The following is a 12,467-nucleotide window of genomic DNA, read 5'->3' as shown; positions in this document are numbered from 1 at the left end:
TCGTCCACTGCTGGCTGCGTGCTGCGCTGTGTTCCTTCGTGCCTTGCTTCGTGCCGTGCGCGCCGATCAGTAGACGCTGACTCCGTAGGCGCTCAGGGCCTCGGTGACCGGCTGGAAGAACGTGGTGCCGCCGGAGGAGCAGTTGCCGCTGCCGCCTGAGGTCAGGCCGTACGCGGTGCCGTTGCTGCCGTAGAGCGAGCCGCCGGAGTCGCCGGGCTCGGCGCAGACGTTGGTCTGGATCAGACCGGAGACGATGTCACCGCCGCCGTAGTTGACGGTCGCGTTCAGGGCGGTGACCCGGCCGCTGTGCGTACCGGTGGTGGAGCCGTCACGGATGACGGTGGTGCCCACACTCGGCGTGGCCGCGCGGGTGATGTCCACGCCGTTCGCGGTGCCGGGCCTGCTGACGGACCCGGAGTACCGCACGATGCCGTAGTCGTTGCCCGGGAAGCTGGAGCCGGCGGTCGAGCCGATGACCGTGGTGCGGCCGGAGTTGGAGTACCAGGTGCCGGCGCCGTCGGTGCAGTGACCGGCGGTCAGGAAGAACTGCGTACCGCTGCTGTTCCGGACGTTGAAGCCGAGGGAACAGCGCCAGCTACTCGCATAGATGGCGTCGCCGCCCTGGATGAGCTTGTTGAACTTGCCCGGGGTGTGCTTGATCTGAAGGGCGTCGGCGTTGCCGCCCGCCGCTTCCTTGATCTTCGCGATCTCCGCGTCGGAGACGGTGCTGTCGACGGTGACCATGACCTTGTTGGTCTTGGAGTCGACCGCCCAGGCGGTGCCCGGTACATCGGCCTGGAGTACCGAGGCGCCGGCCTTCTTGAGCTGGGCCGTGCTGAAGGTCTGTGCGTCGCTCGCGTTCGCGTTGGGGACGGTGACGGCGGCCGCGGCCACGAGTCCGGCACCGATGGCGATCAGCCGGGTGCGTCTCGCTATGCCGCTGCGGGGGGTGGTGCGCTTGGTCCTCACTTTTTCGTTCCTCCACATGGGAAGTCGGGGGCCCGCGTGGGGTCGGGGCCCGTGAGGCGCAGCCAGAAGCCACATGTCCGGATTCCGAACACGTTGTGCGCCTGGCAGGCGCTGGACGGAATATTCGACCGCCCGGCCGACCTGCGCAAGGGCGCCTTTCGGCCGTGCAGCGTTCAACTTGCGTACGCCCCGCAGAGGTTGCTGAGGTCAGAGGCCAGATTGCGCTCCCCCGCGGCAATCAATATGCCCAGGGTATTCCCCGGAACTCACCGTCAGACAGCCCTCGACAGGCGTTGAATCACCGTCAGACGGTCAGTTACGGCGCCGGATCGACCACCTCGTTCACCCGTACGCTCCGACCGTCACCCATACGCCGTGAAGAATCATATTTCACTCTTAGTCAGCAGCCGTACACGGTACGGCCCTTGGGAAACGCGGGCTCTCGACTAATTCCCTGTGCACCAGTACCGTCACGAAACCCCCGCGCGGCGTCTATCCCCTTGGCGCGACATCCGCATCATGGACGACCATGGGGAGGCGGAAAGAGATAAGACCGCTGCGAGAGGAGGCGTCCATGGGATCGGTGCGCAAGGCGAGTGCCTGGCTTGGCCTCGTCGACGACAACAACAACGATGACGAGCGTTACTACGACGACGACTACGCCGAAGGTTCCGAGCCCCGGGATGCCTGGGTCACGGATCCGCGGGTGAAGGTGGCGTCGGAGGCGGCTGAGGAGAAGGGCCGCCGGATCGGCACGGTCACCCCGGACAGCTTCCGGGACGCCCGTGGTATCGGCGAGCTCTTCCGGGACGGCGTGCCCGTCATCATGAACCTCACGGCCATGGAGCCGACCGACGCCAAGCGCGTCGTCGACTTCGCGGCCGGCCTGATCTTCGGCCTGCGCGGCTCGATCGAGCGTGTGTCGAACCGTGTCTTCCTGCTGACCCCCGCCGACACCGAGATCGTCAGCGGGGAGCCGGTGGGCCGTCGGACCGACGGTTTCTTCAACCAGAGCTAGGCAAGGCCGCTCACCGGCCCCGCCTTCCGGAGCCTGAGGGCTACCGGAAGGCGTCGAGTCCGGTGAGCGCCTTGCCCAGCACCAGTTGGTGCATCTCGACGGTGCCTTCGTAGGTCAGCACCGACTCCAGATTCGTGGCGTGCCGCATCACGGGGTATTCGAGCGAGATCCCGTTGGCGCCCAGGATCGTGCGCGCGGTACGGCAGATCTCGATCGCTTCTCGTACGTTGTTGAGCTTGCCGAAACTGACCTGCTCGGGACGCAGCCGTCCCGCGTCCATCCGCCGCCCCAGATGGTGGGCGAGCAGAATCCCCTTGTGCAGTTCGACCGCCATGTCGGCGAGCTTTGCCTGGGTGAGCTGGAATCCGCCGATGGGCCGCCCGAACTGCTCACGCGTCTTCGCGTATTCGACCGCCGCCTCGAAACTCGACCGCGCGGCGCCCATCGCACCCCACACGATCCCGTAGCGGGCGTGCGAGAGACAGCTGAGCGGCCCCTTCAGCCCGGTGACCTCGGGCAGTACGGCATCGGCGGGCAGCCGCACATCGTCGAGTACGAGCTCACTGGTGACCGAAGCCCGCAGGGACCACTTGTGCTTGATCTCGGGCGCGGAGAAGCCAGGGCTGTCGGTGGGCACCACGAAGCCGCGGATCCCGTCGTCGGTCTGCGCCCAGACGACGGCGACCTGGGCGACCGAGCCATTGGTGATCCACATCTTGCGCCCGTTAAGGACCCAGTCGGTCCCGTCCCGCTTGGCGTACGTACGCATCGACCCGGGGTCGGACCCGTGATCCGGCTCGGTCAGCCCGAAGCACCCGATGACCTCACCGGAGGCCATCGGCGGCAGCCACCGCTGCTTCTGCTCCTCGGACCCGAACCGGTGGATCGCGTACATGGCGAGCGACCCCTGCACGGACACCAGCGACCGGATCCCGGTGTCGGCGGCCTCCAACTCCAGGCAGGCCAGCCCGTACTGCACAGCGCTGGCCCCCGCACACCCGTACCCGCTGAGCGACATGCCCAGCGCCCCGATCTCCCCCAACTCCCGTGCCAACTCCCGGACCCCGGGCAGCTCCCCCGACTCGTACCACTCGGCGATGTACGGCATCACCCGATCCGCGGCCCAGTCCCGCACGGTGTCCCGAATCGCCAGATCCTCCGGCTCGAGAAGCTCGTCGAGTCCGAGGGGGTCGGCGGGATCGAAGGACGGCAACTTCGAGGCAGCGGACATGGGAGGCCTCCGACGGCGAAAACTAGCACTGTTAACCACAACGCACGGCTGACGTTACGACGCGGTGTCACGCAAGTCGAGAGCGTGTTCCCGCCCGCGACCCGCGACCCGCGAGCGCGAACCGCGAACCCGCAGCCGCCAACGCGCCGCACCCCCACAGGAAACCCACAGGTCAGCGAAGTTGAAACGGGCGGTGCGTGGGTGGGAGAAGCCCTGACCGCAGCCACAACGCACGCTCAGACGGAAGACTCCGCCCGCAGGTGTGCCGGAGCCTCCCGAGGCGCAGGCACCTCAGCCAAGCCCGCCGCAGGCGACTCGCACTCCATGGCGCGCGGCAACCGCAAAGCCATCACCGCCCCGAGCAACAGCAGCACCGCACTGACGAGCAACGTCACATGCAGCCCGTGCACGAACGAGTCCCGGGCAGCATGCCGCAACGCCTCCCCCGGCCCCCCGCCGAGCCGAGCAGCGACCTCGTACGCCTCACCCAGGGAATGACTGGCCGCAGCCGAATCCGCAGCAGGCACCCCCTGCACAGAGGAAAGCCCCGGCGCGTACGCCGCATTCATCACGCTCCCGAGCAGCGCGACGCCGATCCCCGCACCCAGCTGATACGACGTCTCCCCGATCGCAGCGGCCCCACCGGCCTGCGACTGCGGAGCCTCGCTGAGCATCGACTCATACGCCCCGAACAACGTCACCTCGAGCCCGAACCCGAGCAGCACGAACCCCGCCAGCAGCAGCGGAGCGTTGTCGTGGCGGCCCATCCCCGTGAGCATGATGACGGCGGCTGCGGTGAGGCAGAAGCCGAGGCTGACCATGGTCCGCGGCCCGAAGCGGTGCAGCAGCTTCGCGCCGACAAGACCCGCGGCCATCGCGGCGAAGGTGAGCGGCACAAGCCGCAGCCCGGTCTCCAGCGGCGAGAGCTTCAGCACAAGCTGGAGATACTGCGCGGCGATCAGCTCCAGACCGACCAGCGCGAGCAGGGCGAGCACTATGCACCCGACGGACGTGCTGAAGGCGGGCCTGGCGAACAGCCGAAGATCGACGAGTGGATGCTTGCGCCGCCGCTGCCGCCGTACGAAGGCGACGAGCAGCCCGGCCCCCACCAGCAGCGGCGCCACCGTGGAGGCGCTCAGCGGCATCTCGCCGGCGCCCAGCCGCTTGACGCCGAGGACGACGCCGAAGAGTCCGGCGGCGGCCAGCAGCGCGCCGACGACGTCCCACGGCCCCTTGCCGTCCCCGGTCGACTCGGGCAGCAACAGCCGCCCGACGGGCAGGCTGACCAGCATCAGCGGGATGTTGATGAGGAAGACCGCACCCCACCAGAAGTGCTCCAGCAGGAATCCGCCGAGCAGCGGTCCGACGGCCGCGCCCACCGCGGCGACCGCGCTCCAGACGCCGATCGCGAGGGCCCGTTCGCGCCGGTCGGGAAAGACCTGCCGCAGGATCGAGAGCGTCGCGGGCATGATCATCGCGCCGCCGACACCGAGCAGGGCGCGCGCCGCGATCAGGACGTGCGCACTGTCGGCACAGGCCGCGAGCGCGGAGGCGACGCCGAAGAGGGCGTATCCGAGAAGGAGAATCCGTCTGCGGCCGACCCGGTCGCCCAGCGTGCCGAAGAGGATCAGCAGCGAGGCGCAGACCAGCGGATAGATGTCGACGATCCAGAGCAGTTCGATCGCGCCGGGCTTGAGATCCTCGGTGACGGCGGGCACCGCGACATGCAGCACGGTGGCGTCGACGGCGACCAGCAGCAGGCTGACGCAGAGGACGACGAGGACAACCCAGCGGTTTGCACCGGCCCCGGCCTCCCGACGGCGACGCGAAGCGGCCGTGGTCGTCCCGGACATGCACGTACCTCCCAGATGTTCCCTCGCGTTCGGCGGATCCGCGGGGTGGGGACTCCCTGCGGTTGCGGCCGGGAGGAGCGGTGTCCCGGTCTCACGCAACAAAGGCGAGTGAGTACGCCAGAGTACGCGAGATCCCGCCAGTGGCCAGTGGCGGGTCTCTCACGTTCCTCACAGACAACGTGTGGCATGCGCCACGCTCCCCCTGTCCGACCACGCCCGGCGGGGCCACCCGGTTCCGGGCGCGGCCCATAATCGAGCCCGTGACCGATCTTGAAACGCCTGTCGCGCCGGCCCGTCCAGGGCCGTGGCCGCGCCGCGTCGCCCCCGCCCTGCTGGGGTACGCGGCGGTCCGCGCGCTTGGCCTGGTGGCGCTCGCCCTGTGGAGCGCCACCCGCGACAAGAGCACGCACCAGCTGCTCACGGCACGCTGGGACTCGCTCTGGTACACGCGGGTCGCGGAACTCGGTTACGGCTACGAGGTGCGCCTCCCGAACGGCGACGTGCACTCCAACCTGGCGTTCTTCCCGCTGCTGCCGTGGCTGGAGCGGGCCGTATCGGCCGTGACCCCGCTGTCGTACGCGGACGCGGGCCTGCTGATCAGCACGCTGGCGTCACTCGCCGCGGCCTGGGGCGTCTTCGCGGTCGCGGACCATGTCTACGGCCGTCGGGCCGGCGTCTGTGCCGTACTGCTGTGGGCGGTGCTGCCCGTCGGAATCGTGCAGTCGATGGCGTACAGCGAGTCACTGTTCACGGCGCTCGCGGCCTGGTCGCTGTACGCGGTCCTGACCGGCCGCTGGCTGACGGCGGGCCTGCTCGCCTCCTTCGCCGGCCTGACCCGCCCGGTGGGCGCCGCGGTGGTGGCTGCGGTGTGGGCGGCGGCGATCGCCTCGTACGTACGGGGCTCGTCCGCGCAGGATTCGTCCGTACGGGATTCGTCCGTACGGGATTCGTCCGTACGGGAACGGAGTGGTCCGGCACCGGACAGCGCGTCCCTGTGGCGGCGCGCCCTGGGCATGCTCCTCGCACCGCTGGGCGCCGCCGGTTACGTCCTGTGGGTCGGGCAGCACACGGGCAGGGGCCCGCTGGGCTATCTCGACGTCCAGGCGGGCTGGGGCAACGGCTTCGACGGCGGCTACGCCTTCGCCCGGTTCGCCGGCGACAAGTTCACGTCGTTTCCCTCCGCGCTCGCAGGGCTCGGGCTGATCGTCGGGGTCGCCCTGGTGATCTGGCTGTATGTGATCTGTGTACGACAGGCTCAGCCGCTGCCGCTGCTGGTGTACGCGGGGATCGTCACCGCGCTCGCCCTGTGCGCGTCGAGCTACTTCGGCTCGAAACCGCGCCTGCTCCTGCCCGCTTTCCCTTTGCTCCTGCCCCTGGCACTGGCCGTGGCCCGGCTGCGAACGTCCAGGTCGGCGTGGGTGCTGGGGGGCGTGGCGGTGGTGTCGGCGGCGTACGGCGCGTTCTGGCTGAACGGCTCCGGTCCGCCCTGACCGCCTCCCTGCCCCTCCCCTGACCCGTGATGAGCACTGGGGAAATTGCGTGCAAGCTTTTGGTGAACAAATTCAGACGCACCAAAAACAACTCACTGGATGGAGCAATGGAATTGCAGGGACGGCGCACTCAGTAGAATCCATTATCACCGGCGATAAACCCCCTCCTGAGAGGAATCCCACATCACATCGTCATCACAAAGAGCGCGCTCCGGCGTTGCGCAGAGCTCACTCGCTGTAACGTCGAATACGTGCGTACCGAACGAAAGCTGACTCGTCTGGACCGGGTCTTCGCCCGGCTGGACCGTGAGCCGGAACGACCGGCCCATATCGACGTGCCCAGGATGAGCCGCCACAGGGTGGTTCTCCTCGCGGCCACGCTCGCCTTCTACGCGGCCATCGTGTGGGCCGTGATCATCAACTCCTGGCTGGTCACGCTCGACTGGCAGGTCATGTTCTTCCGGCCCTACCAGCAGTGGCCGGAGATCCACGCGTTCCTCGACTACTACGTGGTGCTCGGCCAGCGCGGCCCCACCGCCGTGATGGTCACGGCCTGGCTGGGCTGGCGTTCCTGGCGGATGCACACGCTGCGCCCGCTGCTCGCGCTCGGCGTCTCGCTGCTGCTGCTGAACGTCACGGTGGGCGCCGCCAAGATCGGCATGGGCCGTCTCGGCCCGCACTACGCGACCACGATCGGCTCGAACGAGATGTGGCTCGGCGGCGATATATTCCCTTCGGGCCACACCGCCAACGCCGTCGTGACCTGGGGCATCCTCGCCTATCTGGCCTCGACGCCACGCGCCCGCCGCTGGCTGTCGGCCGTCTCCGCCGTGATCTCCCTGGGCGTCGGCCTGACCACCGTCTACATCGGCACACACTGGCTGAGCGATGTGGTCCTGGGCTGGGCCGCGGGTCTGCTGATCCTGCTGGCGCTGCCCTGGTTCGAGCCGCTGATCGCCCGCGCCGAGGCCCGTATCTTCGCCCTGCGGGACGACTGGCGCAGCCGCCGCGCCGGTACGGCACCGGTGCCTGCCACCGCTTCGGTGGGCGCTCCCGCGATGCTCTCGCCACACGAAGCGCAGGCCGAGAGCGCGGCCCCCGCCGCCTCTCCCGCCTCCGCCGACGAGGAGCCCGCGTACGCGCCCCGTGAGCCGGTCAGCGTGCCGCATACGTCCCGGACGCCCCCTGCGCCCGTGTACCTGGCGCCGGGCCCGCACACGAGCCGCGGGGAGCGTACGCCGGTGACGCCCGCCGGAAGCCGCAGACCTCCGCACTCGGAGCGAGTGACACGTGGCAATCCTCACGCCAACCAGCCCCGCCCCGTGACGGGCGGCTGAGCAGCAGACAGCGGGGACGGTACGCACACGGCTCCCCGCACGCGAAGGCCCTCGGCTCCCGGAGCCGAGGGCCTTCGCAGTGGGCGGCTGGGGGACGTTCAGCCCTTCCAGCAGCGCTTCACGACGCCGTCGCTGACCTCGAAGTTCAGGCGGCCGCTCAGGTATTCCATGGTGATGATCGCGCCCGGGGGCAGCGACCTCACGGTGGACCAGCCGCGCTCACGCGCGCGCTGCTCCGCGCCACTCGCCTCCAGACCGACGTACGTGTCCGGGTTGTCCTGGGGCTCTGCGGAAGGGGTGGGAATCGGTGCCATGCCGCCACGTTAGGCGTCGGCATGCGGACGGGGAAGCCCGATACCCGCCACGATCCGTCACCGGTCCCCCTCCTGTCACGCTTCTGTCACAGGACCACGACACTCGATTTGGCCGAACCGAGTCACACGAACGGGCGGTTCCCGACGTGTTTCGCGCACTGCCGAACGTAATTCCTGACTAACTTGACGGCGATCCGAATAAGCCCGAGAGGACCCGGCGGAATGCGCGGCACCCACCCGGCGCGCACGCCTTTCCGTTCCGAATCCGTGGTGAGTCCCGAAAGGTGACACACCACAGGAAATACATGGTTCAAGTACAGAACCGACGTACGCCCCCTGTCGAAGCGCCGCGCGACGCGCGCATCATGGCGTGAGCTTCAGGAGGCCCGTGGCGCGACGAGCGAGGGGGCAGCGATGGGCACTGAGACCGCGCAGGCACCGGTCCGGGCCGTGCCAGTGAAGCCCGGGCGGTTGGTCGTCGACTGGCTCACCACCACCGATCACAAGAAGATCGGCCATCTCTACCTGATCACGTCGTTCGCGTTCTTCCTGGTCGGCGGTGTGATGGCGCTGCTGATGCGGGCCGAGCTCGCCCGTCCGGGCACGCAGCTGATCGACAACAACCAGTTCAACCAGATGTTCACCATGCACGGCACGATCATGCTGCTGCTCTTCGCGACGCCCACCTTCGCCGGTTTCGCCAACGAGATCATGCCGCTGCAGATCGGCGCGCCCGACGTGGCCTTCCCGCGCCTGAACATGCTGTCGTACTGGCTGTTCCTCTTCGGCGGGCTGATCGTGCTGGGCTCGCTGCTGGTGCCGGAGGGGCCCGCCAACTTCGGCTGGTTCGCCTATGCCCCGCTCAACAGCCTGGAACGGTCACCCGGCATCGGTGCCGACATGTGGATCATGGGACTCGCGCTGGCCGGTTTCGGCACTATCCTCGGCGCGGTGAACTTCCTGACGACCATCATCGGGATGCGCGCGCCCGGCATGACGATGTTCCGGATGCCGATCTTCGTCTGGAACACGCTGTTCACCTCGATCCTCATCCTGATGGCGTTCCCGGTGCTCGCCGCGGCGCTTTTGGTCCTGGAGTCGGACCGGCGGTTCGGCTCGCAGGTCTTCGCCTCGGCCAACGGCGGGGCGCTGCTGTGGCAGCACCTGTTCTGGTTCTTCGGGCACCCGGAGGTCTACATCATCGCGCTGCCGTTCTTCGGCATCGTCACCGAGATCCTGCCGGTGTTCAGCCGGAAGCCGATCTTCGGTTATCTGACGCTGGTCGGCGCGACGATGGCCATCACCGGTCTGTCGGTGGTCGTGTGGGCGCACCACATGTTCGCGACGGGAGCGGTGCTGCTGCCGTTCTTCTCGTTCATGTCGTTCCTGATCGCGGTGCCGACGGGAGTGAAGTTCTTCAACTGGACCGGCACGATGCTCAGGGGATCCCTGTCCTTCGAGACACCCATGCTGTGGTCCACGGGCTTCCTAGTGACCTTCCTGTTCGGCGGGCTGAGCGGGGTCATCCTGGCGTCACCGCCGCTGGACTTCCACGTCACGGACACCTACTTCGTGGTGGCGCACTTCCACTACGTGGTGTTCGGCACCGTCGTCTTCGCGACCTTCGCCGGCTTCTACTTCTGGTGGCCGAAGTTCACCGGGAAACTGCTCGACGAGCGGCTCGGCAAGATCCACTTCTGGACGCTCTTCGTCGGCTTCCACGTCACGTTCCTGGTGCAGCACTGGCTCGGCGCGGAGGGCATGCCGCGCCGGTACGCGGACTATCTGGCCGCCGACGGGTTCACGGCGCTCAACACCGTCTCGACGATCGGCTCGTTCCTGCTCGGCCTGTCGACGCTGCCGTTCCTCTACAACGTCTGGAAGACGGCCAGGTACGGAGAGAAGGTGGAGGTCGACGACCCCTGGGGCTTCGGCCGCTCCATGGAGTGGGCGACCTCCTGCCCGCCGCCCCGGCACAACTTCCTCACGCTGCCCAAGGTCCGCTCGGAATCCCCGGCATTCGACCTCCACCACCCGCAGTTCGCGGCGATCACGCCACCCCAGACCCGGTCGGGTCAGGAGCGGGGCTTCAGCTCTCCGCAGTGACCGTCACCGACAGGTCGTTGTCCGCCGTGTAGTACGGCCCCGCCTGCGCCGGGCCCTGCTCCGTCTTCAGCGTGACCTTCGGGTAGGTGAAGATCGGCTTCTTGTCGACGACGTCGTCGAGCAGCCGGGCGATCCGTACCGGCGGCCCGTTCTCCCCCGCGGGGCGCAGCCACAGGTCCCAGATGCCCTCCGTCAGAGCGCCGTAGTCGACGGTGAAGCGGAACTGCGTCCGGTCAGCCGTGACGTCGGCTCGTAGCGGGGTCGCCGGTGCGTGACGGGCGCGCGCTTCGGCGTACGCGTCCGGGGTGAGCGTCTCGCCGTACAGCCGGCCGCGTACGCTCAACTCCCTCTCGTTCACGTACAGTTCGCCCGCCTCGGCGTGCGGGGCGCGCAGCCAGCTGCGGACCGTGAGGTTGCCATGCCGGGTGGCGTACGGGATACGGACGGCGACGTGGCCGGCGGCGGCGTCGGGGGCGCGGTCGATGAGCGAGCGCAGGTCGTTGATGCCGGGCACCAGGCGCTGCGGCTCGCCGTCGGCCGGCTGGGCGTAGGCGTCCCAGCGGCCCTCGGGCAGTTCGACACTGCTGGGAAGTACGGCACGCAGCCGGCCGTCGGCGGCCGGCGTGAGCGGCAGGCTGACCTCCTCGTCGCTGCCGCGGCGGCGCAGCACCAGGTACGCGGCGCCGGCCCGGGCGGCCTGGCTGAGGTCAAAAGTGAGCCCGCCCGCGGAGTCGGCGATGCAGTCGGCGCGCGGAGGCAGGGCGGCGTCCTCGTCGGTGTGCCGGGGCGCGGGCTGCGGAGCCAGCGTCATGATGCGGCGTGCCCCTTCTTCAATGCCGCGCGTCCGGCATCCCGAACGGCATACGCGCCACCGAGCAGCGCTGCGCGGGTGCGGTGCAGTGAGCCGCGCATCCGTCCATCCGCCGAGTCACCGCCGCGGGTGACGAGGCCGGAGAACAGCGACTCGTAGCGTTCGGCGATCCGGCTCGGGTCGAAGCGCTCGGAGTCCTTGAGGGCCGCGCTCGCCATCCGGTGGCGGAGCGCGTCGTCGTTGATCAGCTCCAGGAGGCCGTCGGCGATGGCCTTGACGCTGCCGACCTTGACGAGGCGTCCGTCGACACCGTTGTCGATGATCTCCCCGGGGCCGTGCGGGCAGTCCGTGGAGACGACGGGCAAACCGCAGCGCATGGCCTCGACGATCGTCATGCCGAAGCTCTCCAGGCTGGAGGTGACGGCGGCGATGGAACCCTTGGTCCACTCGGGCTCGATGGGGTGGGCGGGGCCCATCAGATAGACGTGGTTGTAGAGACCGAGGTCGTCGATGAGGGCGCGCAGCTTGTCCTTCTGCTTGCCGCCGCCGTATATCCGCAGGCGCCAGTCGGGCCGTTGGGCGCGTACCCGGTCGAAGGCCTTGATCAGCAGGTCGTACCGCTTGACCGGGGCGAGCCGCCCGGCCGCCACGACCCACTTGCCGGAGCCGTCCGCGGGCTGGATGCCGGGCGCGGGCACGGAGTTGGGCACGGCCTCGAGGCATACGCCGGGCAGCCGCATCTTCTTGCGGTACGCACCGGCATCCGCCTCGGTGGTCGTCGTGAGCGCGTCGAGCCTGGGGTAGACGCCGCGCAGTTCCTCGCGCAGGGCGGCCGAGTGGCTGTCGAGCGTGAGGTGCTCCTGGCCGACGCGGATCGGGCCGCGCCGGGTCTCACGGGCCAGATGCACGTTCAGGCCGGGCCTGGTGCCGACCACGACATCGGCGTCGACCTTCGCGAGGTGCTCGGCGATACGACGGTCGGTGAGGGCGCTGTACTGCTCGTAGCGGCCCTCCGCACGCGGGAAGACCGTGGCAGGATGCTTGTTCTCGGGGTCCTCGCCCTCGTATCCCGGGCTCTCCCTGCGAAGGTCGACGAGGTGGCGCAGACGGACACGCGGGTCGGGCGCGAAGACCGGCTCGTCGCGGTGGCGGAACACCGAGACGATCTCGACGTCGTGCTGCTCGGCCAGAGTACCGGCGAGGTTGAACGTCGTCCGGATCGTCCCCCCGATCCCGTACGCGTTGTGTATCAGGAAAGAGATATGCATGCGTCCCCGAATCCCCTGTCTCGTCCGCTGCCGCGTGGTTAGACCTGGGCCACTGGGAGATGGTTGGCTC

10 protein-coding genes are annotated in these 12,467 nt (G+C 68.8%); 4 read left to right on the top strand and 6 right to left on the bottom strand.

Going from position 1 to position 12,467, the window contains the following annotated elements; all coding sequences use genetic code 11:
* Window positions 1–66: 66 nt before the first annotated feature.
* Window positions 67–969 (bottom strand): S1 family peptidase, encoded by a 903-nt coding sequence (locus ABD357_RS05110; protein ID WP_344387754.1) that lies wholly within the window; start codon window positions 967–969, stop codon window positions 67–69.
* 574 nt (window positions 970–1,543) lie between these two features.
* On the opposite strand from ABD357_RS05110, the gene ABD357_RS05105 reads away from it, so the two are divergent.
* On the top strand, window positions 1,544–1,987 hold the full coding sequence (locus ABD357_RS05105; RefSeq protein ID WP_344387752.1) for a cell division protein SepF: 444 nt from the start codon (window positions 1,544–1,546) through the stop codon (window positions 1,985–1,987).
* A 40-nt stretch (window positions 1,988–2,027) separates the two neighbouring features.
* Here ABD357_RS05105 and ABD357_RS05100 read toward each other — a convergent pair whose 3' ends face one another.
* Together ABD357_RS05100 and ABD357_RS05095 are read right to left on the bottom strand one after the other, a co-directional pair.
* On the bottom strand, window positions 2,028–3,218 hold the full coding sequence (locus ABD357_RS05100) for an acyl-CoA dehydrogenase family protein (protein WP_344387750.1): 1,191 nt from the start codon (window positions 3,216–3,218) through the stop codon (window positions 2,028–2,030).
* Window positions 3,219–3,454: 236 nt separating this feature from the next.
* The gene (locus ABD357_RS05095) at window positions 3,455–5,071 is read right to left on the bottom strand and encodes an MFS transporter (protein ID WP_344387748.1); all 1,617 of its coding nucleotides are present in this window, start codon (window positions 5,069–5,071) and stop codon (window positions 3,455–3,457) included.
* A 260-nt stretch (window positions 5,072–5,331) separates the two neighbouring features.
* Between ABD357_RS05095 and ABD357_RS05090 the strand changes: the two genes are divergently transcribed.
* Entirely contained in the window at window positions 5,332–6,561 is a 1,230-nt protein-coding gene (locus ABD357_RS05090) for a glycosyltransferase family 39 protein (RefSeq protein WP_344387746.1), read from the top strand.
* 251 nt (window positions 6,562–6,812) lie between these two features.
* Window positions 6,813–7,898: a phosphatase PAP2 family protein gene (locus tag ABD357_RS05085; protein ID WP_344387744.1), complete on the top strand. Its 1,086-nt coding sequence runs from the start codon at window positions 6,813–6,815 to the stop codon at window positions 7,896–7,898.
* A 98-nt stretch (window positions 7,899–7,996) separates the two neighbouring features.
* Here ABD357_RS05085 and ABD357_RS05080 read toward each other — a convergent pair whose 3' ends face one another.
* On the bottom strand, window positions 7,997–8,212 hold the full coding sequence (locus ABD357_RS05080) for an I78 family peptidase inhibitor (protein WP_344387743.1): 216 nt from the start codon (window positions 8,210–8,212) through the stop codon (window positions 7,997–7,999).
* 414 nt (window positions 8,213–8,626) lie between these two features.
* Here ABD357_RS05080 and ctaD point away from each other — a divergent pair, with 414 nt between their 5' ends.
* Entirely contained in the window at window positions 8,627–10,318 is a 1,692-nt protein-coding gene (gene ctaD / locus ABD357_RS05075) for an aa3-type cytochrome oxidase subunit I (protein ID WP_344387742.1), read from the top strand.
* On the opposite strand, the gene ABD357_RS05070 is transcribed toward ctaD, so the two are convergent.
* Together ABD357_RS05070 and ABD357_RS05065 are read right to left on the bottom strand one after the other, a co-directional pair.
* Window positions 10,302–11,129 carry a hypothetical protein gene (locus ABD357_RS05070; RefSeq protein WP_344387741.1) on the bottom strand — a complete coding sequence of 276 codons (828 nt, stop codon included), beginning with the start codon at window positions 11,127–11,129 and terminating at the stop codon, window positions 10,302–10,304. The genes ctaD and ABD357_RS05070 overlap by 17 nt on opposite strands.
* A complete protein-coding gene (locus tag ABD357_RS05065; RefSeq protein ID WP_344387740.1) occupies window positions 11,126–12,397 on the bottom strand; it encodes a glycosyltransferase family 4 protein in 1,272 nt (423 codons plus the stop codon). Before ABD357_RS05065 ends, ABD357_RS05070 begins: the two co-directional genes overlap by 4 nt.
* Between the last annotated feature and the right edge of the window lie 70 nt (window positions 12,398–12,467).

The sequence above is a fragment of the Streptomyces vastus genome (assembly GCF_039532825.1).
GTDB lineage: Bacteria > Actinomycetota > Actinomycetes > Streptomycetales > Streptomycetaceae > Streptomyces > Streptomyces vastus.
Note: the sequence above shows the minus strand (reverse complement) of the source record. Positions and strands in the feature narration are given on the sequence as shown.

Coding starts and splice junctions, on each gene's coding strand:
- ABD357_RS05080 (WP_344387743.1), bottom strand. CDS start 8,212: ATGGCACCGATTCCCACCCCTTCCGCAGAGCCCCAGGACAACCCGGAC.
- ABD357_RS05105 (WP_344387752.1), top strand. CDS start 1,544: ATGGGATCGGTGCGCAAGGCGAGTGCCTGGCTTGGCCTCGTCGACGAC.
- ctaD (WP_344387742.1), top strand. CDS start 8,627: ATGGGCACTGAGACCGCGCAGGCACCGGTCCGGGCCGTGCCAGTGAAG.
- ABD357_RS05065 (WP_344387740.1), bottom strand. CDS start 12,397: ATGCATATCTCTTTCCTGATACACAACGCGTACGGGATCGGGGGGACG.
- ABD357_RS05100 (WP_344387750.1), bottom strand. CDS start 3,218: ATGTCCGCTGCCTCGAAGTTGCCGTCCTTCGATCCCGCCGACCCCCTC.
- ABD357_RS05095 (WP_344387748.1), bottom strand. CDS start 5,071: ATGTCCGGGACGACCACGGCCGCTTCGCGTCGCCGTCGGGAGGCCGGG.
- ABD357_RS05070 (WP_344387741.1), bottom strand. CDS start 11,129: ATGACGCTGGCTCCGCAGCCCGCGCCCCGGCACACCGACGAGGACGCC.